This is a genomic window from Subtercola boreus (assembly GCF_006716115.1).
GTDB classification, from domain to species: Bacteria; Actinomycetota; Actinomycetes; order Actinomycetales; family Microbacteriaceae; genus Subtercola; species Subtercola boreus.
On sequence record NZ_VFOO01000001.1, the window covers coordinates 3,838,799 to 3,861,885 of the forward strand.

Here is a 23,087-nt window from a genome sequence, read left to right on the forward strand (position 1 = left end):
CTTCCGCCTCGCGGATGCCACGGCGACTCGTCCGCGGGGATGAGATCCGGCCGGAGGGCTCGGCCTGCAGCATCCGGACCCCTAGCGTGAAGGCATGCTCACCGCGCTGAAAGCCCTCCGTCCCGCACTGCTGCCCGCCGTCGCGGCGGTCTTCCTGCTGCTCTGGATCATGGCCGAGGTGGGCCGGATGCACTCCGCCTCGTTCTACGCTGCCCTCGCGGCCTACGCCGTCGCGATCGGCTCCGCCCGCGCCTTCCCCCGGGTCGCGCTCGCGATCCTGCTCGTCGTGCCGGTCGCCCAGGCCGTCGGGTTGCTCGAACGGCCGCAGGCCACGACCTGGCCGATCGCTGGGGCGAGCATCCTCGTCGCCTTCGCCATCGCGACCCACGCCCGGCCGCGGATCCGGCGGGCCGGGCTGCTCGTCGTGGTGCTGCAGGCGGTGCTCCTCGGGTTCCTGCTCGTGTACACGGGGGACTGGCTGGACTGGGCCGGTGGGGGCCAGTCGGTTTCGCCGGACACGTACCTCCGGTACGCATCCACTCTCGCCGTATTGGGCGTGGTGTTCTGCGCGGCCGCCTGGACAGCAGGTTTCGCGCTGACCGTCAGCGCACGCCGGCGCGACGACAGGGCGCTGCTCGACGAGACCGAGGCCGAGCTCACCGCCGCCGGCTTCGAGCTGCGGAGCCTGGAGGAACGGGCGCGCATCGCGCAGGAGGTGCACGACGTGCTCGCCCACTCGCTCGCCGTCGTGGTGGCCGTGGCCGACGGATCCCGGTTCCTCCGCGAGACGAAGCCCGAGACGACCGACCGGGCCCTCCGCGAGATCGCCGACACGGCCCGCGCGGCGCTCGGCGACCTCCGCGGGCTGATCGAGGGGCTCCGCGATGAGACCCCCGACCATCCGCAGCCCGGGCTCGCCGACCTTCCGGCGCTGACGAGCCGTCTCGCCGCCGCGGGGATGCCCGTCGACGTGCAGCAGTTCGGCGCCCCGCAGGCGCTCACTCCCAGCAGGGATCTCGCCGCCTACCGCATCGTGCAGGAGAGCCTCACGAACGCGCTGAGGCACAGCGGCGCGCATCCGGTCGCCGTCGTCACCTTCACGTGGGAGGGGCCGGGGCTCGCTTTGGTGGTGACGAGCACGGGCGACGGGCTGCGCGCCGGGGCGGGCGACGGTGCTGGCGCCGGCGCTGGCGGCGGTGCGGGTGAGGGTGCGGGCGGCGGTGCTGGTGAGGGGGCGGGCGACGGCGCGGCGGATGCGCGGCCGCGCTTCGGGCTGCGCGGCATGGAGGACCGCGCGCGGCTCGCCGGCGGGTGGCTCACCGCCGGACTCGACGGGGGTGCCTCGGATTCCGACCCGGCGTACATCGTGACCGCGTACATTCCTACTGCGGTGCCGTCGGCTGGTGCGGGGGAGGCCGCCGCGTGAACCCGATCCGCGTGCTCGTCGTCGACGACCAGCGACTGTTCGTCTACGGCATCCGGATGCTCATCGAATCCCAGCCCGACCTCGACCTCGACCTCGTCGGCTCGGCGGCAGACGGCGCGGAAGCCGTGCGGTTGGTCGACGATCTTCGTCCCGATGTGGTGCTGATGGACATCCGGATGCCCGTGATGGACGGAATCGAAGCGACTCACCGCATCGCCCGGAGCGCCGGCGGTGTCGGCGGTGTCGGCGGTGTCGGCGGGGGCGCGGTGCCGCGCGTCGTCGTGCTGACGACGTTCCAGCGCGAGGAGGCCGTGTTCCAGGCGATGAAGCACGATGCCAGCGCGTTCCTCACGAAGGACGCGTCGCCGGAGACCGTTCTGGAGACGATCCGCTCCGTGCACGCCGGGGGCGCCGTCGTGCGGCCCGCAGAAACTCTTGGGCCCGTGCGGGAGTTCGGGGTGGCGGGACCCGTCGCGCACCCGGCGCACCCGGTGCATCCGGCGCTGGCCGCTCTCACTCCGCGCGAGCAGGAGATCTTCCTCCTCACCGCCAAAGGCCTCAGCAACAGTGACATCGCGGCGTCGGCGTTCATCAGCGAGACGACGACCAAGACGCACATCCGGAGCATCCTGTCGAAACTCGGCCTGCAGAGCCGTGTGCAGGTCGTCGTCTTCGCCTACGAGAACGGCTTGCTGAAGCTCTGAGCGCATGTGTACGCTGTTCACAAAACGTGACCCCGATCATCCGAGTCCCCGGAGGTTCCCATGTGCCGAAACATCCACACCCTGCACAACTTCGAGCCGGCGGCCACCGGCGACGAAGTGCACGCCGCCGCGCTGCAGTACGTGCGGAAGATCAGCGGCACCACCAAGCCCTCGAAGGCCAACGCCGAGGCGTTCGACCGCGCCGTCGCGGAGATCGCCCACATCACCGGCCACCTGCTCGAAGACCTCGTGAGCGCCGTGCCGCCGAAAGACCGCGAAGTCGAGGCCGCCAAGGCGAAGGAGCGTTCCGCCCGCCGCTTCGCGGCCGCCTGACGCCGCGCTCACGGGCTGCACCAGCGCTGCGCAAACGGCCGAACGGCCAGTGGGCAAAGAAAAAGCCTCACTCCCCGTAGAAGCCGGGAAGCGAGGCAGTGGCTCCGACCGGCATCGATCCGGTGACCTTTCGATTTTCAGTCGAACGCTCTACCAACTGAGCTACAGAGCCGAAGAGGTGAACCCCTCCAGAGGCCGAAAAACCCTTCCCGAGGGAAGGGCATTCGATCCTTTGCGACCCTGACCGGACTTGAACCGGCGACCTCCGCCGTGACAGGGCGGCGCGCTAACCAACTGCGCTACAGGGCCAAACTTATGAAATTGTTCTGTGTTGTAAAACAGTGCCGCAGGTAATACTAGCGGACATCGTTAGCTGGTACTGCGTGACCCCAACGGGATTCGAACCCGTGCTACTGCCGTGAAAGGGCAGCGTCCTAGGCCGCTAAACGATGGGGCCGTTTTGACAACTCAACGAGTATGCCACACGCGAGGCCCCCCTCGCCAATCGTCTGTCCGGAACGCACCGGCTGAGCAGCGTCTGTGCAGATGAAGGCCGTCGGCGTGGGAGCCGAAGCTCCCAGCGGGCCCGATTACTGTGGGCCCAAGCCCGGTGGTCGACGGATGCCCGCCCCCCACCTCACCCGACAGGACGAGTTCGTGACCGATCATCCCGCCACCTCGCACGCAGGCGCCCCGGCTGACCCCGCGAACCGACCTCGCCGCCGGCTCCGGGCGCTCGCGCAGGCCGCGACTGTCGCCTTTGCCCTCGTGCTCGGCGACGGGCTCGCCCCCGAGGCCGCCCGCGCTGTGGACTACCCGAGCTGGGAGGACGTTCTCGCGGCCCGCTCGAACGAGGCGTCGAAGCAGGGTGAGATCACGCGCATCCAGGGCCTGATCTCGGGGCTCGAGGCCGAGACCGTTGCGGCGCAGGCCCTCTCCGAGCAGCGCGGAGCCGAGTACGAGACGGCGCAGATCGCGTTCGACGAGGGTGTGCGGGTGAGCGAGGAGCTCGACGGCCGGGCGGGGGAGGCGACGGCGGAGGCCGCGGCATCCAGCAAGCGTGCGGGGGCTCTTGCCGCGCAACTGGCACGCTCCGGCGGTTCCAGCCTGTCGATCGCCCTGCTCGGCAGCTCTGGTGGCAGCGATACGGATGCTCTGCTCTACCAGCTCGGAGCCCTCAGCAAGCTCACCGAACAGACGTCCCAGATCTACGACCTCGCCGCCCAGAGCCGCAACAGCGCGGATTCGGTGGCGAGCCAGGCGGCGGTGGCGAAGACGGCGCTCGACGGTCTGCGGCTGGCGGCGGAGCAGGCGCTCGCCGAAGCGGCTGCGGCCCAGGCGGCCGTCGAGTCGATGCTCGCCGAGGAGCAGAGCCGCCGGGTGGAGCTGGCCGCGCAGCTCGACGTTCTGGTGTCGAACCGCACCGCGACGGAGGCCGACTACCAGGCGGGTGTCGTCGAGCGCGCGCGCATCGCGGAGGAGCAGGCGCGGGCCGAACGGGAGGCCCGGGCGGCGGCGGAGCGTGAGCGGGCGGCTCGGGGCGGCGGCAGCGGAGGTGGCAGTGGCGGCGGCTCGGGCGGGTCCCCGGCCCCCATCGTCGTCGGCCCCGGCGGGCAGGGTTGGAGCAGCCCGCTCCCGAACGCGCGGGTGTCGAGCGAGTTCGGTAACCGGTTCCATCCGATCGACGCGGTCTGGCGACTGCACGCCGGCATCGACCTCGTGAGCCCCGGCGGAACCTGCGGCGTGAACGTCTACGCGGCATCCGCTGGCACCGTGACCTTCGCCGGCTCGAACGGCGGCCTCGGCAACGCGGTCACCATCAACCACGGCGGCGGACGCACCACCGTCTACGGCCACAACACGTCCCTCGTCGTGCGTTCCGGCTGGAGCGTCGCGGAAGGCCAGCTCATTGCGAAGGCGGGCACGACGGGGGCGTCGACCGGATGCCACGTGCACTTCGAGACGCGCCTGAACGGCACGGCGCAGAACCCGCGCCAGGTGTTGGGGCAGTACGGCGCGGGCTTCTAGCCCCGCCCGCCCGCCCGCCCCGCCTGAGCGCGCGCACCGGTGCCCGAACGGACGAGGTTCAGCCGTCATGCGACCGCATAGCGCTCCGTGTCGGCCGAGGCTCGCCCATGCGGGCTTCTAGCCCCGCCTGGGCGCGCGCACCGGTGCCCGAACGGACGAGGTTCAGCCGTCACGCGACCGCATAGCGCTCCGTGTCGGCTGAGGCTCGCCCGTTGTGCCGTGCCGTGCCGTGCCGATACCGCAGCCACCCGTGAGGCGCGCGGTGGTGGCGCAACAGCGCCCATACGCGAAGGAGGGGACGAGCATCCGGTGCCCGTCCCCTCCTCCACAGGCGCAGCGTGGCGCCCGTTGTGCACAGAACCTAGTGCGCGCCCTCTTCGGCGAGCTTGGTGATGCCATTCTGGATGATCTGCTCAGCGTCAGCGGCCGAACCCCAGCCCTCGGTCTTGACCCACTTGCCGGGCTCGAGGTCTTTGTAGTGCTCGAAGAAGTGCTCGATCTCGCTGCGCAGCTGCGCCGGGATGCTGTCGACGTCGGTGATGTGCGCCCAGCGCGGATCCTTCGCCGGCACAGCGATGACCTTGGAGTCGATGCCGGCCTCGTCCGACATGTTGAACACACCGACCGGGCGCACCTTGACGCCGACACCCGGGTAGACCGGGTACTCGAGCAGCACGAGCACGTCGACCGGGTCGCCGTCGAGCCCGAGGGTGTTCTCGAAGAATCCGTAGTCGGTGGGGTAGACGAAGCTCGTGAAGAGCACGCGGTCGAGGTACACACGGCCGGTGACGTGGTCGACCTCGTACTTGTTGCGGCTCCCCTTGGGGATCTCGATGACGGCGTCGTAGCTGGCCATGGGCGGGTGCTCCTTCTGTGTGGTGTCTGCGTGCGGGTGCTGGTCAGAGTGCTGGTGCGGGTTCAGGTGCGCCGGTGGATGCCCGTCGGGCCGGTGCTCGCGTCGGCGACAGCGCCCAGCACGCTGGCGAAACTGCAATAACGTTACTGGATGCACCCTGCCGCCCGCCGCCCACGCCTCACTCCGGCCATGGCGGACGTTCGCCGGGCCGTGCGCGAGACGCTCCAGGCGCTGCCCGAGTCCCCCGCGGGCGCGGCTCTGGATGTCGCGGCTGCACCCCCGCGAAGCGCCCCTCCTCCCGCCGCTGCCGCTGGCGCCTCCACCGCGCCGCCCGCGCCCACCGCTGCGCCCCCCGCCCCCGCCGCCCCGGCGCCCGTCGCCGCGACCGCCGCCGCGACCGCCGCCGCCGCCACCCCCGCCGCCGCCGCTGCGCCGCCCGCGCCCGCCGCTGCGCCGCCCGCGCCCGCCGCCGCTCCCGATGCGGCGCCCGTCGCCGCCACGCCGCCCACCACGCCCGCGGCGCCGCTCGTGCTCGTCGCCCTCAGCGGCGGCCCGGACTCCCTCGCCCTCGCCATCGCCACCGCCTTCGAGGCGCCCCGGAACGGGTTCCTGGCAGGCGCCGTCGTGGTCGACCACGACCTGCAGGCCGGGTCCGCCGCCGTCGCCGAGTCCGCTGCCGCGCAGGCTCGTGAGCTCGGCCTCGACCCCGTGGTCGTCGTCCGCGTGCGAGTTGATCCTGCGAGCCCCGACGGCCCGGAGGCCGCCGCCCGCGCCGCCCGCTACGCGGCGTTCGACGAGGTACTCGGCGCACCGACCGGCGCCACCCGCATCCTCCTCGGCCACACGCTCGACGACCAGGCCGAGACGGTGCTGCTCGGGCTCGCGCGCGGCTCCGGGCCGTCGAGCCTGTCGGGCATGGCCGCCGTGAACGGAGCCTTCGTGCGGCCGCTGCTGGGCATCCGGCGCCAGACCGTGCACCAGTCGGTGGATGACGCGGGCCTGGTCCCCTGGCGGGACCCGCAGAACCTCGATCCGGCGTACAAAAGGGTTCGGGTGCGCGAGACCGTGCTTCCACTGCTCGAATCCGAGCTCGGGCCTGGCATAACGGAGGCACTCGCCCGCACGGCCGACCAGTTGCGCGAAGACGATCAAGCTCTGGATGCCCTCGCCGCCGAATGGGCGGCCGAGATCGTCGAGCACGCCGAGGCCGGCATCGCGGTCGATGTGCACGGACTGAGGGCGAATCCGCCCGCGCTGGCGCAGCGCATCGTGCGTTTCGTCGTCGCGTCGGAGTTCGGGGTGAACCTCAGTCGCAGCCAGACCCTCGCGGCCCTGCGGCTCGTCACCGAGTGGCGCGGACAGCTCGGGGTCGATCTGCCGGGCATCCGCGTCACCCGCGCCGGCGCGCAGCTCGTCTTTGCCCGCCGCTGAACCGCCCGCCCGCCCGCCGCTGACCCGCCGCACGCCCGCCGCACCCCGCGTTGCGGCGCCGCTCGCGCGGCCGGCCGCTGACGCGTGTGTACCTGCCGCCGGCCGCGCCCCGCGCTCGCACCGCCCCGCGCCCGCACCACCCTCCAACAAACCGCGCGGTGCGCACAGCTGCGCCGCGCCGGCCGGCTTTGCGCCCGGCGCATTCCTGCCCGGGAGGAGCTGAGTCGATCTGGCGCTCCATACGGCTCGGATCGCCCCAGCTCCTCCCGGGCGGTCTCCGCCGGTGGTTTCAGGCCGATTGGGCCTGCCGTGAGCCCGGCCAGCCAGCCCGGCCGGCCGCGGACGGCCACCTTCGGTAGGCTCGACGCATGGATTCCAGCGACGTCTCAGGCGACCTCACGAACGTTCTCATCACCGAAGCCGAGATCCACGCGAAGATCGCCGAGCTCGCGCGTCGCATCGAAGCCGACTACGCCGGGCAGGACGTGCTGCTCGTCGGCGTGCTGAAGGGCGCGGTCATGGTGATGGCGGACCTCGCCCGCGAACTCCGTCTGCCCATCACGATGGACTGGATGGCCGTCAGCTCGTACGGCACGAGCACCCAGTCGAGCGGGGTGGTGCGTATCCTGAAAGATCTCGACAGCGAACTCGAGGGGCGCACCGTGCTGATCGTCGAGGACATCATCGACTCCGGCCTCACCCTCTCCTGGCTGCTCGGCAACCTGCGGTCGCGCGGGCCGGCATCCGTCGAGGTGTGCGCCCTGCTCCGCAAGCCCGATGCCGTGCGCATCGAACTCGACGTGAAATACGTGGGCTTCGACATCCCGAACGACTTCGTCATCGGCTATGGCCTCGACTACGCGGAGAAGTACCGCAACCTGAAGGACATCGCCGTCCTCGCCCCCCACGTCTACAGCTGAACAAACGAGTGGGCGGTTTGGGCCCCAAAACCGGAGTTTTGGGGCCCAAACCGCCCACTCGATGGAGAAGCGCGCGGGCGCCGGGAGGCGCGCCGGGTCAGTGGGCTACGACGGGCTCCGGGAGGTCGTCCGAGGCCGAGGCGGGCGCCTTGGCGTTCGCCGAGACCGCGGTTCCGGATGCCGCGGGGGTGCCGGGCGCGGCGGCGACAGGCTTCCGGCGGAACAGCAGCACCGCGAGGATGCCGCCGAACGCGAAGAACCCGGCCCCCCACCAGTACGCCGTCGCGTAACTCGCCACCGCGGCATCCGCGGCCACAGCCGCCGACGCCGGCAGGTGCGACGCCACGTACCCGGTCGCAGCCGACGCGGCCAGCGTGTTGAGCAGTGCCGTACCGATCGAGCCACCGACCTGCTGGCTCGTGTTCACCATCGCCGAGGCGACCCCGGCGAACCGGCGGTCGACGCCGAGCGTCGCGGTCTGGATCGACGCGGGCATGATCGTGCCCATACCGAACCCGAGGATCATCAGCGGCGGCAGGATGTCGGCCGCATAGGTGCTCGTCGTGTTCAGATGCGTCAGGTAGATCATGCCGATCGCGCCGAGTGCCATGCCGATGGGCACAAGCACCTTGGGGCCGAACCGCGGCAGGAAGATGTTGTTGCCGAGCTGAGCCGCGAGAACGAGCATCAGGATCATCGGCAGGAACGACAGCCCGGTCTGGATGGGGGAGTAGCCGAGCGAGGCCTGCAGGTAGTAGGTCACGAACAGGAAGATGCCGAACATCCCCGCGCCCGCGATCAGTACCGACGAATAGGCGGCACCGCGGTTGCGGTCCAGGATGATCGCCAGCGGCAGCAGCGGATGGGCGGCCTTCCGCTGCCAGAGCACGAACGCGACCAGCAGTACGACGGCCGCGGCGAGGAAGCCCCACGTGAGCGGGGAGTCCCAGCCGTCCGTCTCGGCGTTCGAGAACCCGTAGACGAGGCTGAACAGTGCGCCGGAGACGAGGATGGTGCCGGGCACGTCGAGCTTCGGGCGCGGCCCTTCACGCTTGGCGTTCACCACGAAGACGACGGCGCCGATCACGGCGATGACGGCGATGAAGACGTTGATGTACAGGTTCCAGCGCCAGTCGAACCTCTCGGTGAGGAATCCGCCGAGCAGCAGGCCGATTGCTCCGCCGGCACCGGCGATCGCGCCGAAGATTCCGAAGGCACGCGAGCGTTCCTTCGGAATGGTGAAGGTCGTGGTGAGCACGGCGAGGGCCGTGGGGGCGAGGAGAGCGCCGAAAGCACCCTGCAGAGCGCGGGCGAAGACGAGCATCCCGAAGCTGTCAGCGGCACCACCGAGCGCGGAGGCCGCGGCGAAACCGATGAGACCGATGATGAAGGTGCGCTTGCGGCCGATGAGGTCGGAGACGCGACCGCCGAGCAGCAGCAGGCTGCCGAAGGCGAGGGAGTAGGCGGTGACGATCCACTGGCGGTCGCCGTTGGAGAACTGCAGGTCCGCCTGGGCGGCGGGGAGGGCGATGTTGACGACGGTGGAGTCGAGAACGACCATGAGCTGGGCGAGCGCGACGACGGTCAGCGTCCACCAGCGGCGGGAGGAGACCGCGACAGGCGCGGCTTGAGAAGTCTGGGACATGTTCTGAACTATATACGGTACTGTCGAGTATCGGAACCAATCAGTTCCTGAATTAACACTCACGTAACCTAGATGTCGCAGACAGCAGAAAGGAGCCGCAATGACGCTGCTCGAACCTGAAACCTCGGAACAGCTCGCAGAATTCCCGGTCCGGCCGGGGCGGAAGCGCGACCACACACGTGATCCCGAGATTCTGGATGCCGCACTCGCCGTGCTCGCCGAAACCGGCTACGACGGCATGACCATCGACATGGTCGCCGCTCGCGCCAAGGCAGGCAAAGCCACGCTCTACCGCCGCTGGCCGTCGAAGGCCGAACTCGTGATCGATGCGGTCGCCTGCATGAAGAAGGTCGACCTCGACCCGGCCGCTCTGCCCGACACCGGTACGCTCCGCGGTGACATGATCGCTATGATCAAGCCGCACTCGATCGAGGACAGCGAGCGCAAGATGCAGATCATGGCCGGCCTGATGTCGATGATCTCGCGTGCCCCCGAACTCGCCGACGCCGCGAACACCGCGATCATCGAGCCGCGTGCCGCCGTCAACCGGCTGCTCATGCGCCGGGCCGTCGCCCGCGGCGAGATCTCCGCGGACTGCGACATCGAGACCGTCGCGATGATCAGCCCCTCGATGGCGACGTACCGCACGCTCGTGCTGAAGAAGCCCGTCGACCGCGACTTCCTGGTCTCGCTCATCGACGGGGTCATCCTGCCGGCGCTCGGGCTCGGCGCGAAGCCAGCGCACGTCGAGCCAGCCGCAAGTTAAGCCCACGGGGAACACGCAGGCACCGTCCAGCCCGGCACGGGTAACCTTGCCGAGTACTTGGTGACCAGAAAGGTGCCGGCTTTGCCGCAAGAACCTAAAAAAGACATGAGCATCAGACGCATTTTCCGGTCTCCGATTCCCTACATCATCCTGGGAGCGATCGCCCTGTGGATCGGCTTCGGCCTGATCACCGGGTCGGGGTTCCAGCAGGTGTCGACGCAGCAGGGCCTGCAGTTCCTGAAAGACGGCAAGGTCTCCGAGGCCCTCATCATCGATGGCGAGCAGCGGGTCGACCTGACGCTCGCCACCGCCGACTCGAAGTACGGCGACAAGGTGCAGTTCTACTACGTGGCCCCGCGTGGCTCCGAAGTGGTGAACGCGGTGACCGCTGCGGCCCCGGCCGACGGCTTCAACGACCAGGTGCCGCAGACCAACTGGTTCCTCTCCCTACTCGGCATCCTCCTGCCCGTGCTGCTGATCGGTGCCTTCTTCTGGCTGATGCTCTCGGGCATGCAGGGCGGCGGCAACAAGGTCATGCAGTTCGGCAAGTCGAAGGCCAAGCTCGTCTCCAAGGACACCCCGAAGGTCACCTTCGCGGATGTCGCGGGCAACGACGAGGCCATCGAGGAACTCGAGGAGATCAAGGACTTCCTGAAGGACCCGTCGAAGTTCCTCGCCGTCGGCGCACGCATCCCGAAGGGCGTTCTTCTCTACGGCGCACCCGGTACCGGCAAGACCCTGCTCGCCCGCGCTGTCGCGGGTGAGGCCGGTGTGCCGTTCTACTCGATCAGTGGATCCGACTTCGTGGAGATGTTCGTGGGTGTCGGCGCCAGCCGCGTGCGCGACCTCTTCGAGCAGGCCAAGCAGAACTCTCCCGCGATCATCTTCATCGACGAGATCGATGCTGTCGGTCGCCACCGCGGTGCGGGCATGGGCGGTGGGCACGACGAGCGCGAGCAGACCCTCAACCAGCTCCTGGTCGAGATGGACGGCTTCGACGTCAAGACGAACGTCATCCTCATTGCGGCGACGAACCGTCCCGACATCCTCGACCCCGCGCTCCTCCGCCCGGGCCGCTTCGACCGCCAGATCGGCGTCGACGCCCCCGACCTGCAGGGTCGCAAGCAGATCCTCGAGGTGCACGGCCGCGGCAAGCCGCTGGCCGCCGGTGTCGACCTCGAAGTGCTCGCCCGCAAGACCCCCGGTTTCACCGGCGCCGACCTGGCGAACGTGCTCAACGAGGCCGCCCTTCTGACCGCCCGCTCCAACGCGCAGCTGATCGACAACCGCGCCCTGGATGAGGCTGTCGACCGCGTCATGGCCGGCCCGCAGCGCCGCACGCGCATCATGCGCGACAAGGAGAAGCTGATCACGGCCTACCACGAGGGCGGCCACGCTCTCGTCGCGACGGCGATGAACAACACCGACCCGGTGACGAAGATCACGATCCTGCCCCGGGGCCGTGCGCTCGGCTACACGATGGTTCTCCCGCTCGAAGACCGGTACTCGGTCTCGCGCAACGAACTGCTCGACCAGCTGGCGTACGCCATGGGTGGCCGCGTGGCCGAGGAGGTCGTCTTCCACGACCCGACCACGGGTGCGTCGAACGACATCGAGAAGGCGACCGACACCGCCCGCAAGATGGTCACCGACTATGGCATGTCCGCCAACGTCGGTGCGGTCAAGCTCGGCAGTGCATCGGGCGAGATGTTCCTCGGCCGCAATATGGGTCACGAGCGCGACTACAGCGACAACCTCGCCCAGCAGGTCGACGCCGAGGTGCGCGAGCTCATCGAGGCGGCGCACGACGAGGCGTGGAACGTGTTGAACGACAACCGCGACATCCTCGACCGCCTGGCGACCGAGTTGCTCGAGCACGAGACCCTCGACCAGCACCAGCTCGCAGAGATCTTCAAGGATGTTCGGCACATGCCGCCCCGTCCGCAGTGGCTCTCCAGCCAGAAGCGGCCCGTCTCGACGATCCCCCCGATCGACTTCCGGGCGGCGAAGGCCCCGATCGACCTCGGCAAGACCGATGGCGCGATCACGAGCGAGCCCGAGGCGGAACTGAAGCCCAAGCGCGCTCCGCAGGCCCCGCCCCGCCCGGCCACCGCGTAGGGCGGCTTCGGCGCTGTGGCAGTGGACAGGCGACGCGTCGAGGCTGCGGTGCGGGAACTGATCGCAGCCATCGGTGAGGACCCGTCGCGGGAGGAGCTCGAGAGCACTCCCCGACGGGTCGCCGAGTCGTACTCCGAGTTCTTCTCGGGCGTGGGGCGGGATGCCCGACTCGAGCTCGGCGAAACCTACCCGGTCGTTGCCGGGTCGGAGCCCGAGCCTGTGCTGCTGAGGGACATCACGTTCCGGTCGGTGTGCGAACACCACCTGCTGCCGTTCCGGGGCACGGCGCACGTCGCCTATGTGCCCGGGCAGCGGCTGGTCGGCCTCGGCCGCATCCCCGCGGTGGTCGACGTTCTCGCGAACCGCCCGCAACTGCAGGAGCGGCTGGGCGAGCAGATCGCCGCGACCCTCGATGAGGCTCTGGATGCCCGGGGGGTGCTCGTCGTGCTCGAAGCGTCGCACGGCTGCGTCACCCTCCGCGGACCGCAGCAGGCCGCAAGCACGACCGTCACCGTGGCGTCGCGCGGAACGCTCCGCGAGCCGGCCGCCCGTGCCGAGCTGATGGGGCTGATCGGGGGCCGGGCCGCTGCGGCGGCGACCGCCGCCGCGCCCACCACCACGAACACGACCCCGCACGAGGTGGCCCTGTGAGCGAGGTCGGGGCAGCCTTCTCCCGGCGGCGTCGTGCCGAGCGCAGCGAGCCCGTCACCTCGCCCACCTTCGCCGGGCTGCCCCGGGGTCGCACGCTGGTGATGGGCATCCTCAACGTGACGAGCGACTCCTTCAGCGACGGCGGGCGCTGGCTCCGCACAGAAGCCGCCGTGTCGCACGGGCTCGAGCTGGCTGCCGCCGGCGCCGACATCGTCGACGTCGGGGGAGAGTCGACGAGACCCGGGGCGCTCCGGGTCGCGCTGGCAGAGGAGCAGGCGCGGGTGCTGCCGGTCATCCGGAGCCTCGCCGAGCAGGGGGTGGCGGTCAGCGTCGACACGATGAACGCCTCCACCGCGCGGCTCGCCGTCGAAGCCGGGGCTCTCATCGTGAACGATGTGTCGGGCGCGCTCGCCGACCCGCAGATGACCGACACGATGATCGACCTCGCCGTGCCCCTCGTCGTCTCGCACTGGCGCGGCCACAGCGACGTAATGACCTCGCGCGCGACCTACAACGACGTGGTCGCCGACGTCGTGCGCGAACTCGAGTACCGCGTCGCGGAGCTCATCGTGCGCGGAGTGGACCCCTCGAACATCCTCGTCGACCCGGGCCTCGGGTTCGCGAAGAACTCCGAACACAACTGGAAGGTGCTGGGGCACCTCTCCCGTTTCACCGATTTCGGCCTGCCGGTCGTCGTCGGCGCCTCACGCAAGGGTTTCGTCGGCGAGCTCGTCGAAAAAGGAGCGCCGATGGATGCCCGGGACTTCCCCTCCGCGGTGATCGCCGCTCTCGCCGCCCAGCAGGGCGCCTGGGCTGTGCGGGTGCACGACGTCGCCCTGACGAAGTCCGCTCTCGTCGTGGCGGAAGCGTGGAAACGGGGTGCCGAGTGACGGGTGCGGTGCCGGCATCCAGTAATCTCACCAGAGTGCCAGACGAACTCGACTCCCTCACCCTGACCGGCCTGACCGTGCAGGCGAACCATGGTGTCTACGACCATGAGCGGCGTGACGGGCAGCCGTTCGTGATCGACCTGACGGTGTGGCTCGACACGGCCGCCGCCGCGGCATCCGACGATCTCGACCAGACCCTGAACTACGGGATCCTCGCGAAGTCGGTGCACGATGCTGTCGCGGCCGACCCGGTCGACCTGCTCGAGACGCTCGCTGAGCGAGTCGCCGGGGTGGCGCTCGCCTCACCGATCGCCGAGCGCGTGCGGGTCACCGTGCACAAGCCGGAAGCTCCCATCACGGTGCCGTTCACCGACGTGTCGATCACCATCACGAGGAGGCGCGCGTGAGGCGCGAGAAGCTGCGTGTGACCCTGCCCGCCGTCATCGCCCTCGGCAGCAACCTCGGTGACCGTGCAGAGACCCTCCGCGCGGCCATCGCCGAGATCGGGCAGCTCGACGGTGTCTGGGTCGACGAGGTGTCGAGCTTCTACGAGACCGACGCGCTGAAGCCCGAGGGCATCGACCTGGATGCTCCCGCGTACATCAATGCGGTCATCCTGGTGCGCTCAGCGCTGCCGCCCCACGAGCTGCTGCTCGCGCTGCAGGCCATCGAGGAGGCGCACGACAGGGTACGGGTCGAGCGCTGGGGCGACCGCACCCTCGACCTCGACATCGTGACGTTCGCGAGCCTCGTGCAGCACGACGAGACGCTCACTCTGCCGCACCCGCGGGCCTTCGAGCGGGCGTTCGTGCTCGCACCCTGGTACGAGATCGACCCGGGAGCCGAGATTCCGGGTCGCGGCCCCATCGGGCCGTTGCTCGCGGCCACCTACGAGAGTCCGCGGCTGTTCGCACGGTGGTCGTCGTGAGACGAACCCGTCCGCTGACGCTCGTGCTGCTCGCCGTCGTCGGAGGTTTCGCGGGCTTCGTCATCGAAGTCGGCCTCGCCTCCTCGGGGCGGCCCATCATCGCGCTTCCGCTGTCGCTCTCGATCACCCTCGTCGCAGCAGGCGCCATCGTCGTCTCGCTGGCGGTGCCCATCGCGCGGGCGATCCGCGGCACCAACCAGGCCCCGATCAACCCGTTCCGCGCGATGCGCGTCGCCGTGCTCGCGAAGGCGTCGAGCATGGTCGGGTCACTCATCGCGGGCCTCGGGGCCGGGGTGGTCGTGTACCTGCTGTCGCGCGCCGTCATCCCGGCCGTCGCCTCGCTCTGGCTGAGCATCGCGGGAGCCCTCGCGGGCGTGGTCTTTCTGGCCTGCGGGCTCGTCGCCGAGAAGCTCTGCACTCTGCCGCCCGACTACGGCGACCCCGATCGTCCGGAACCCCTGCCCGACCGCCGGCGGAGCTGACCGGATGACCGACGGCGGAGCTGATCGGATGACCGACGGCGCAGCCGACGGGGTGACCGACGGCGCAGCTGAGGTGCCCGGGTCGGCGGCGCCTGCGGGTTCGCTGGGGGCGCCGATCTCGCCCGTGACGCCCCCGGCCGCACCCACCGCGAAGTCCCGGCGGCTCGACTACGACGGGCCGTGGCGGCGCGTCAGCAGCAAGTACGTCGGCGTGGTGGTCGCCGAGTCGATCGTCACCGGGGCCGTGCTGGCAGCCATCAGCCTCTTCTTCGCGCTCGTCATCGGGGCCTGGTTCGGCTGGTGGATGCTCGGGGCTGCCGTCATCGTGACCATTGTGCTTCTCGTGGTGGCCCCCCGGCGGGCCCGCGCGATCGGATTCCAGCTGCGGACGGATGACCTGCTCTACCGGCAGGGGATCATGTTCTTCCGCATCGTCGCCGTGCCCTACGGCCGCATGCAGCTCATCGACGTGAACCGGGGGCCACTTGCGCGCGCACTCGGTCTCAGTGACCTGAAGTTCGTGACCGCCGCGGCGTCGACGGGGGTGTCGATCCCGGGGCTGCCGGAGGCGGAGGCCGACGAGCTCCGCGACCGGCTGGTGGCGCTGGCGGAGTCGCGCCGGTCGGGGCTGTGAGCGGGACGGGGGAGCCGGGCGCTGAGGCGCCCTCGCCCGCGTCGGACGCTCTGCCGGCGGCGCCCTCCGCCGCGCCTCCCGTTTTGCCGGCCGTGCCTTCCGCTGCGCCTCCCGTTCTGCCAGCGGCGCCCACTGCTGCGCCGCCCGCGGTGCGCCGTGCCGTGCAGCAGCTCACCGACGGGGAGTGGCACCGGCTGCACTGGGCGTCGCCGCTGCTGAAGGGCGGGATCGCCTTCGTCGCGATCCTCGCCTTCGTGCTCGCCAACCTGCGCGAGCGCCTCGTCGAGCTCGTCATCGGCCAGACCGGCGGTCCGGGCGGCGGCGGCCAGCCGGGCGACGGCACCGGGGGGCAGAACGGCGGCCGTTTCGACGGCGACCCGCTCAACGCCATCTATGAGACCGGCTTCACCGGTGTCGCCATCCTGATCACGCTCGGGGTGCTCCTGATCGCTGTCGCCCTGTTCGCGGTGGCGTGGCGGATGCACACCTTCCGTATCGGCACCGACGCCGTCGAGGTGCGGAGCGGCGTGGTCTTCCGCCACAACCGGCAGGCCCGGCTCGACCGCATCCAGGGCATCCACATCACCCGGCCGCTGCTCGCCCGCGTCTTCGGCGCGGCACGGATCGAACTGACCGTCGCCGGGCAGGATGCGAAGGTCGAGCTGTCGTACCTCGGCTCCCGGCAGGTGGACGAGCTCCGCCGTGAGCTGCTCCGGCGCGCGTCGGGGGTGCAGCGGGCGGAGGCGGCGGCGCGCGCGGAGGCGGCCGGCACTGCCACTGTCTCCGCCGGGACCTCAGCCGGAGCCGCCGGGACTACCCCCGCCCCCGGGACGGCCCCCGCCCCCGGAACGGCCCCTGCCGCCGGGACGGCACCCGACCCCGGGACGGCACCCGACCCCGGCACGGCACCCGACCCCGGGACGGCTCCCTCCCCCGGCGCGGCTTCCGCCGCCGGCGCCACCCCAGTCCACGGCGCGGCCCCCGCCCCCGGGACGGTACCCGCCGCTGAACAGGCCCGCGAAGCCGGCATCCTGAACCGGCGTGTGCACGAACTGTTGGGCCCGGAACTCGACCTCGACGCAGCACCGCCCGAGTCGGTCGTGAAGATCACTCCGCTCCGCATCCTCGGCTCGCTCGTCGTCAGCGAGTTCACCGTCGTGCTGCTGCTGGTCGTGGCGGCCCTGTTCTTCTCCACCTTCGTGCTGCACCGGTACTTCATCCTCTTCCTGCTGCTGCCCAGTGTGCTCGGTTCGCTCGGCTACTACGTGCGGCGTTTCTCGAAGGCGGCCCGCTACTCGATCGCCGCGACATCCGACGGCGTGCGCGTGGGGTACGGGCTGCTCAGCACCAGCAACGACACGCTGCCGCCGGGGCGGATCCACGCCATCGAGGTCACGCAGCCGATCCTCTGGCGGCCGATGGGATGGTGGATGATCCGGATCAACCGTGCCGGCCACGCCTCCGGTCGCGGTTCGTCGTCCGCGCCGCACACGCTGCTGCTGCCCGTCGGGCGGATCGCCGACGTCGAGAAGGTTCTGGCTCTGCTGCTGCCGGGACTTGCCGGCGCGGACACGCAGGGGCTCGTGATGGCGGGGCTCGTCGCCCGCGGGCGTGCGGCCACCGGATTCTCGCGGGCACCCCGGCGGGCGCAGTGCCTCCGCCCGTTCTCGTGGCGCCGCACCGGGCTCGCGCGCACTCACGACGCGGTGCTGCTCCGCACGGGGTTCTTCTGGCGGCGGCTCACCGTGCTGCCGCTTGCGCGCCTGCAGAGCGTGCGTGTCTCGCAGGGTCCGGTGCGGCGGATACTCGACCTCGCCGAGCTGCACTTCACCACGATCGCGGGGCCGGTGCGTGCCGAGCTCGGGGTGATCGATCGCGCGGCGGCCGTCGCGGTGTTCACGGATGTGTCGGCGGCGGCCGTCGAAGCGCTCCGCGCCGACGGCACCCACCGTTGGGCCGCCTGACGCCCCCCTCGGCCCTCGTGCCGCCCGCGCCCGCCCCTCCGCCCGCGTCCGGCCCGCCCCTCCGCCCACGTCCGGCCTCCCGCCGCCCGTTGCGGCGACAACGGACGAGCCTCAGCGAGCACGGTGCGCTCTGCGGCGTCGTCCCGGCGGAGGCTCGCCCATTTGTGCAAGGCCTCCTCGTCTGCCCCCCGCACCTCCGCCCGCGGCCACCCGCGTCCGGCCCGCCCGCAGCCCGCCGTCGCGACGAACGGACGAGCCTCAGCGAGCACGGTGCGCTCTGCGGCGCCCTGCCGGCGGAGGCTCGTCCATTCGTTTAGGGCGTCTCCGCCTCCGCCTGCGCCCCCCGTACCTCCGGCTGCGCCCGCCCTCCCGCAGCTCGCCGTCGCGGCGACAAACGGACGAGCCTCAGCGAGCACGGTGCGCTCTGCGGTGCCGTCCCGGCGGAGGCTCGCCCATTCGTGCTGGGCGCCTCCGCCTGCGCCCCCCGCACCTCCGCCCGCGGCCACCCGCGTCCGGCCCGCCCGCAGCCCGCCGCCGCGACAAACGGACGAGCCTTAGCGAGCACGGTGCGCTCTGCGGCGCCCTGCCGGCGGAGGCTCGTCCATTTGTGCAGGGCTCCCCTGCGGCGGCGTCAGGCGCCCTTGGGGGATACGGCCACTGGCGCCGGGCGGGCGCCCGACAGGCGGTAGAACAGGAACGGCACCGCCGACAGGAGGCAGCTGACCGCCGGCACGATCGTGATCGACAGGAAGATCGTGTTCTGCATCGCGGGCGTCACCTCCACCCCGCTCTCGTAGCCGGCGATCACGACGAACAGGCCGAACACCAGCACGGCCAGCGAGTTCATGATCTTCGACACGAAGGTCAGGGACGCGAACGAGATCCCGTCGTTCCGCACACCGGTGCGGGCTTCCGCGTCGTCGACGGCGTCGGCGATCATGGTCGCCTGCACCACCCCGAAGACTCCGAGGGTGAGCCCGGTGAGGAAGATGAAGACCGCCAGGGCGAGGATGCTCTGGAACCCGACGAGGTACATCGCCACGTAGAACACGGCCCCGGCGACGGAGCTGCCGACCATGAGGCGCCGTGCAGACATCCGGCGCAGCAGCATCGGCGTGAAGAACGACGCCAGAACCAGGCCGAGGATGATCGCGGCCCCGATGAACGTGAAGAGCCCCGCGTTGCCGTAGGCGATCACGACGAACACCGCGCCGCCCGCCTGAACGATGAACCGTCCGAAGCCGAGCACCGATCCGATCAGCACCATCAGCAGCGGGGTGTTGTGGAAGAGCTCCCCGAACAGCTTGCGGAAGGACAGACGCGGCGCCGCGACGGCCTGCGGCCGCTCCCGCCCGTACACGAAGGCGAACAGGTACAGCCCCATGCCGACGATCGCGACCAGGAAGACGGCCCGCGACCATCCGGCAGCCGTGGTCTGGTCGGCCGCGTCCGCCGAGGCGGGCGCGAAGCTCAGCGCCTGCGCGAGCCACGGCATGCCGAGCGTCGCGAGCCCGAGGGAGATGGCGCCGAAGGCTCGCACCCGCGAGATGACCCGGTTGCGGGCGACAGGGTCCGCGAACGCCGAGCCGATCAGCCCCCAGAGCGGCACATCGCAGACGGTGTAGGCGAACCCCCAGAGCACGTAGACGATGCCGAAGTAGACCAGCTGCGCGGGTTCGTCGATCGCCGGCACCGAGAACAGCAGCCCGGTCAGCACGGCGACGGGCGCCGCCGAGAACAGGATGAACGGGCGCATCTTGCCCCAGCGCGTGCGCGTCATGTCGATGATGCTGCCCATCACCGGGTCGCTGATCGCATCGAGGATCTTCGCGACCGAGATGATCGTGGTGACCACAGCGATGCCCGTGGTGGTGATGTGCGCGAACTGCAGCAGGTACACGAGCAGGAAGGTCGTGACCGTCGTGAGGATCGCGTTCTGCCCGAACCCCGCCACCACGATCGCGATGCCCTGCGTGCGGAGGGAGGGAGTGCGTGCAGCAGACGGCGCTGTCTGCGTGGTCATGTCTCAGCCTTCCAGGAGGATCGTCTTGATCTCGAACGGAGTGAACTCGAGCCGCGTGAGGTCGGCGATGCCGGTGGTGCGCTCGATCAGGTCGGTCTCGCTGGCCCGTGAGTGCCTGAGAGTAGTTCGGAGCGCCGCCCTCGCCGGTTCGCCCAGACTCTCGTAGAGCCGCACGATCACCCCGCGGCCGAGTTCGGCGGGCTTCAGGGTCTCGATCACGATTCCCGGATGATCGACCGAGGCCACGCTGTCGAACGAGACGCCCGGGGTGGTGATCAGCGGGTTGTTGAGGCGGTATCCATCGCGGATGACGTCGGCCAGGGCATCCGGAGCGAACGGACGGAAGGCGTACGTGAACGTGTGCGTGCCGCGGTCGGCAGTCTTGTCGGGGAACGTGGGGGAGCGCAGCAGGTTCAGGCTGATGAGGCCGCTCTTCGCCCGGTGCCCGTACTTCGCGTCGTTCAGCAGGGCGAAACCGCCGTCGGCGTCGGAGGTCGCGATCCACTTGTGGGCGCACACCTCGAACTGGGCCGTCGACGGGGCGTCGAGTTCGGTCGTTGCGCGGTCGATGTGCCCGAACTGGATCTCGCACTTCGCCACGGGCCCGAAGTGCGTCGGCCGGAAGTCGGCGCGCAGCATCCGGTGCGTCTCCTGCCAGTCGACGCGGGTCTCGAAGCGCACCAGTTCGCTGCTCGCCTCGAGCACGATGCGCTGTTCGACGGTGCCCCGTTTCCAGGTGAAGGTCTGGTTCCGGATGATCCGGGGGCCGTCGATCGTTGTGCTGACGCTCGACGGGCGGAGGGTCTGGGGCGTTCGCGCGGTGTACTTCTGGCCGATGTCCCAGGCGTCGAACGGCCACTGGTACGGGTCGCGGTGGAGGGTCAGGCGGTTGAGGCCACCGGCGGAGTGCTCTTCCCCGCGTGCGTCGAGGCAGGAGTCGATGGAGCCGTCGGCGGCGAAACGCAGGGTGAGGATGCCGTTGGCCATCGTGTCGGCGGTGTGGCGGAGCTCGGGGAAGGGTGGCGCGGTCGCGGCGGTGGTGGTGGCGGTGACGCCCGACGGGATCCTCGCGGCGGCGGTGGCGCCGGACGGGGCGGTCGCGGCAGCGGTGGTGGCGCCGGTCGGCGCGGTGACGCCCGACGGGGTAGTCGTCGCGGCGGTGGTGGCACCGGTCGGCTCGGTGACTCCGGTCGGCGTGGTGACGCCCGACGCGGCGTTGGTGAGGGGCACCAGCGGCGCGGCGGCGTACGGACCGACCTCGGCCCGGTACCAGCGGCCGTCGACCTCGAGGAACTCGTCCCGTGCGAACGACGTCAGGTTGATGGCGGAGAGGGGCGCCGGCGCGGCGGCCGGCGTGGCGGTGCGCGCGGGGGTGGCCGCCACATCCGGAGCCGCTCGCCCAACCGCCACCGCGCCCGGAGCGACCGCGCCCGGAGCCTCAGCGCCCGGCAGTCGCGCGACCAGCCCGGCGCTGTAGGCGTCGGCGGACGCCTCGATGCCCTCGTACGCCTCGACAGCCTCGCGGTTGACCCGCTCGATCGACGAACCGGGCAGGATGTCGTGGAAGTTGTTCAGCAGCAGCGCTCGCCAGTGCGGCTCGAGAACCACGGTGCTGTCGTCGCCGACCATCGCCGCCAGAGCCTCGGCCTCGTGGAGTTTCCGGCCGGCCAGGCGGTCGTGCTTCTTGATCAGGCCCTGCGTCGTGTAGGTGCCCTGGTGGGTCTCGAGGTACAGCTCGCCGGTGTGGGTGTGGGGGAGGTCATCCACCTTCCGTTCGAGCCCGCGGAAGAAGTCGCCGGCCGTGCGGTACTCCACCCGCGGCAGCCCGCGGAGGTCGTGCTCCCGCCCGGTGACTTCGAGGTGCACCTCGTTCGGGCCACCCCCGCCGTCGCCCGAGCCGAAGACGAGCAGCGCCGTGTTGATCGCCCGCTCGGGGTACTGCCTGAGCCCGGTGAGCAGGCCGTCGGCGGCACCGCGGCTGTTGTAGTCGCCCTCCGGCGGCATGTGCACGAGCACGCTCGACCCGTCGATTCCCTTCCAGACGAAGCTCCGGTGCGGGAAGACGGTGACCTTGTTCCAGGCGAGTTTGATGGTCTGGAACCAGTCCATCCCGCTCTTCGAGATGATCTGCGGCAGGTTTCCGCTGTAACCGAAGGTGTCGGGCAGCCAGCAGAGCCGGAGGTCCTCGTCGCCGAGCCCGAACTCCTCCTTCAGGAACCGCCGGCCGACGAGGGACTGGCGGATGAGCGCCTCACCGCCCGCCAGATTGGTGTCGGTCTCGACCCAGAACGAGCCCTGGAGCTCGATCCGCTTGTCATCGACGGCCTGTTTCACTCGTTCGTAGAGCGCGGGCTGTTCCTGCTTCATCCAGAGCAGCTGCTGCGGCTGGCTGGTGCCGTAGAGGTAGCCGTCGTGCTCCTCGATCGTGTTGACGGCGCGGATGTAGGTGCGCGCCGCCTTCCGGTGCGTCTCCCGGAGCGGCCAGAGCCACGCCATGTCGAGGTGGCCGTGACCGATTGCGCTGTAGACGAAATCGCTCTGGGAGCGCGCTTCGAGGGAGGGGGCGAGCGCGATCCGTGCCCCGCGCAGGTCGCCGGCGGCGAAGCGTTCGTACGAGGTGTGCAGGGCGCTCCGGATGCCCGTCTCGAGTTCTTCGTCTTCGGTCGCCCGGGCCAGCACCAGCAGCGTGAGGTAGTCGTAGTAGAGGGCGAACGCCTCGTCGTTGCGGGTCGCGATGTGGGCTCCGTGGTAGACACCGCGGCCGATCGCGTAGAGCAGGAGGCCGTTGTAGCTGACGTCGGCGAACAGCTCGACGGTGCCCTCGGCGTCGGGTTCGACGTGGTGGAGCGGTCGGTAGCGCGCCCCCGCATGCGGCAGGTCGCCCTGCAGGAACACGGTGCTGACCGAGTCGATCACCTGGCCGCCCGCGTCGTGCACGAGCGCTTCGCCGCGGATGCCGAGCATCACCACTGTGCGGGGATCGTCTCGCAGCTTTTCGGGGATGGTGCCCGTCAGTCGGAGCCAGGCGCAGTCGTGGGTGCGGCCCCACGAGGTTCCGGGGGCGGCCGGGGTGAAGGCAGCGCGGTCGAGGTCACCGAACGCGATCGGTTCGGGGGAGCGGATGATCTGCGCCTCGAGCGGCGCGACGACACTGTAGATGCGGCGGCGGATCCTTCGCAGCTTGAGGTAGTCGCCGGGCTCCGTGGCGGCGATCCCGAAGAGCCAGGTCACGAGGTTCGCCATGCGCGATCCACTCCCTCACAGGTGGGCCGCGGGGGCGTCGCTGCG

At 70.5% G+C, this 23,087-nt stretch carries 19 protein-coding genes and 3 tRNA genes; 15 read left to right on the forward strand and 7 right to left on the reverse strand.

Annotated elements, in window-relative coordinates; translation table 11 throughout:
- Nucleotides 1–94: 94 nt before the first annotated feature.
- The 3 genes from FB464_RS17955 to FB464_RS17965 are packed head-to-tail and all read left to right on the forward strand — an operon-like array spanning nucleotide 95 to nucleotide 2,463.
- Nucleotides 95–1,426, forward strand: coding sequence for a sensor histidine kinase (locus FB464_RS17955; protein ID WP_116415813.1), 1,332 nt, complete (start codon nucleotides 95–97; stop codon nucleotides 1,424–1,426).
- The gene (locus FB464_RS17960) at nucleotides 1,423–2,130 is read left to right on the forward strand and encodes a response regulator (protein ID WP_116415812.1); all 708 of its coding nucleotides are present in this window, start codon (nucleotides 1,423–1,425) and stop codon (nucleotides 2,128–2,130) included. Before FB464_RS17955 ends, FB464_RS17960 begins: the two co-directional genes overlap by 4 nt.
- A 60-nt stretch (nucleotides 2,131–2,190) precedes the next feature.
- A complete protein-coding gene (locus FB464_RS17965; protein ID WP_116415811.1) occupies nucleotides 2,191–2,463 on the forward strand; it encodes a DUF2277 domain-containing protein in 273 nt (90 codons plus the stop codon).
- A gap of 99 nt (nucleotides 2,464–2,562) precedes the next feature.
- Here FB464_RS17965 and FB464_RS17970 read toward each other — a convergent pair.
- From FB464_RS17970 to FB464_RS17980, 3 genes are all read right to left on the reverse strand, one after another.
- Nucleotides 2,563–2,635: transfer RNA gene (locus FB464_RS17970), tRNA-Phe, on the reverse strand.
- A 63-nt stretch (nucleotides 2,636–2,698) separates the two neighbouring features.
- Nucleotides 2,699–2,772 (reverse strand) — tRNA-Asp (locus FB464_RS17975).
- Nucleotides 2,773–2,847: 75 nt separating this feature from the next.
- Nucleotides 2,848–2,920 (reverse strand) — tRNA-Glu (locus FB464_RS17980).
- Nucleotides 2,921–3,120: 200 nt separating this feature from the next.
- Here FB464_RS17980 and FB464_RS20480 point away from each other — a divergent pair.
- Entirely contained in the window at nucleotides 3,121–4,491 is a 1,371-nt protein-coding gene (locus tag FB464_RS20480) for a peptidoglycan DD-metalloendopeptidase family protein (protein ID WP_281279796.1), read from the forward strand.
- Between the two features lie 361 nt (nucleotides 4,492–4,852).
- Here the strand turns inward: FB464_RS20480 and FB464_RS17990 are convergent, their stop codons facing one another.
- On the reverse strand, nucleotides 4,853–5,347 hold the full coding sequence (locus FB464_RS17990) for an inorganic diphosphatase (protein WP_116415809.1): 495 nt from the start codon (nucleotides 5,345–5,347) through the stop codon (nucleotides 4,853–4,855).
- 528 nt (nucleotides 5,348–5,875) lie between these two features.
- On the opposite strand from FB464_RS17990, the gene tilS reads away from it, so the two are divergent.
- The gene (gene tilS / locus FB464_RS17995; RefSeq protein WP_211327487.1) at nucleotides 5,876–6,778 is read left to right on the forward strand and encodes a tRNA lysidine(34) synthetase TilS; all 903 of its coding nucleotides are present in this window, start codon (nucleotides 5,876–5,878) and stop codon (nucleotides 6,776–6,778) included.
- 368 nt (nucleotides 6,779–7,146) lie between these two features.
- Nucleotides 7,147–7,698, forward strand: coding sequence for a hypoxanthine phosphoribosyltransferase (hpt, locus tag FB464_RS18000; RefSeq protein WP_116415808.1), 552 nt, complete (start codon nucleotides 7,147–7,149; stop codon nucleotides 7,696–7,698).
- Nucleotides 7,699–7,795: 97 nt separating this feature from the next.
- Here hpt and FB464_RS18005 read toward each other — a convergent pair whose 3' ends face one another.
- Nucleotides 7,796–9,343 (reverse strand): MFS transporter, encoded by a 1,548-nt coding sequence (locus tag FB464_RS18005; protein ID WP_116415807.1) that lies wholly within the window; start codon nucleotides 9,341–9,343, stop codon nucleotides 7,796–7,798.
- A 100-nt stretch (nucleotides 9,344–9,443) separates the two neighbouring features.
- On the opposite strand from FB464_RS18005, the gene FB464_RS18010 reads away from it, so the two are divergent.
- From FB464_RS18010 to FB464_RS18050, 9 genes are all read left to right on the forward strand, one after another.
- Nucleotides 9,444–10,109 (forward strand): TetR/AcrR family transcriptional regulator, encoded by a 666-nt coding sequence (locus tag FB464_RS18010; protein ID WP_116415806.1) that lies wholly within the window; start codon nucleotides 9,444–9,446, stop codon nucleotides 10,107–10,109.
- Between the two features lie 105 nt (nucleotides 10,110–10,214).
- On the forward strand, nucleotides 10,215–12,227 hold the full coding sequence (gene ftsH / locus FB464_RS18015; RefSeq protein WP_116415805.1) for an ATP-dependent zinc metalloprotease FtsH: 2,013 nt from the start codon (nucleotides 10,215–10,217) through the stop codon (nucleotides 12,225–12,227).
- Between the two features lie 15 nt (nucleotides 12,228–12,242).
- Nucleotides 12,243–12,878 (forward strand): GTP cyclohydrolase I, encoded by a 636-nt coding sequence (gene folE / locus FB464_RS18020; protein ID WP_116415804.1) that lies wholly within the window; start codon nucleotides 12,243–12,245, stop codon nucleotides 12,876–12,878.
- On the forward strand, nucleotides 12,875–13,768 hold the full coding sequence (gene folP, locus FB464_RS18025; protein ID WP_342780747.1) for a dihydropteroate synthase: 894 nt from the start codon (nucleotides 12,875–12,877) through the stop codon (nucleotides 13,766–13,768). The genes folE and folP overlap by 4 nt, the downstream gene beginning before the upstream one ends.
- 35 nt (nucleotides 13,769–13,803) lie before the next feature.
- On the forward strand, nucleotides 13,804–14,175 hold the full coding sequence (gene folB, locus FB464_RS18030) for a dihydroneopterin aldolase (protein ID WP_116416716.1): 372 nt from the start codon (nucleotides 13,804–13,806) through the stop codon (nucleotides 14,173–14,175).
- Nucleotides 14,172–14,696: a 2-amino-4-hydroxy-6-hydroxymethyldihydropteridine diphosphokinase gene (folK, locus tag FB464_RS18035; RefSeq protein ID WP_116415803.1), complete on the forward strand. Its 525-nt coding sequence runs from the start codon at nucleotides 14,172–14,174 to the stop codon at nucleotides 14,694–14,696. Before folB ends, folK begins: the two co-directional genes overlap by 4 nt.
- On the forward strand, nucleotides 14,693–15,178 hold the full coding sequence (locus tag FB464_RS18040; RefSeq protein WP_170151977.1) for a DUF3180 domain-containing protein: 486 nt from the start codon (nucleotides 14,693–14,695) through the stop codon (nucleotides 15,176–15,178). The genes folK and FB464_RS18040 overlap by 4 nt, the downstream gene beginning before the upstream one ends.
- A 4-nt stretch (nucleotides 15,179–15,182) precedes the next feature.
- Complete coding sequence (locus FB464_RS18045; protein ID WP_246093128.1) at nucleotides 15,183–15,812, forward strand: PH domain-containing protein; 630 nt, start codon at nucleotides 15,183–15,185, stop codon at nucleotides 15,810–15,812.
- Between the two features lie 92 nt (nucleotides 15,813–15,904).
- Entirely contained in the window at nucleotides 15,905–17,776 is a 1,872-nt protein-coding gene (locus tag FB464_RS18050; RefSeq protein WP_142206753.1) for a PH domain-containing protein, read from the forward strand.
- Between the two features lie 631 nt (nucleotides 17,777–18,407).
- On the opposite strand, the gene FB464_RS18055 is transcribed toward FB464_RS18050, so the two are convergent.
- Nucleotides 18,408–19,799 carry an MFS transporter gene (locus FB464_RS18055; RefSeq protein WP_116415800.1) on the reverse strand — a complete coding sequence of 464 codons (1,392 nt, stop codon included), beginning with the start codon at nucleotides 19,797–19,799 and terminating at the stop codon, nucleotides 18,408–18,410.
- A 3-nt stretch (nucleotides 19,800–19,802) separates the two neighbouring features.
- Nucleotides 19,803–23,042 (reverse strand): alpha-mannosidase, encoded by a 3,240-nt coding sequence (locus FB464_RS18060; RefSeq protein ID WP_116415799.1) that lies wholly within the window; start codon nucleotides 23,040–23,042, stop codon nucleotides 19,803–19,805.
- Between the last annotated feature and the right edge of the window lie 45 nt (nucleotides 23,043–23,087).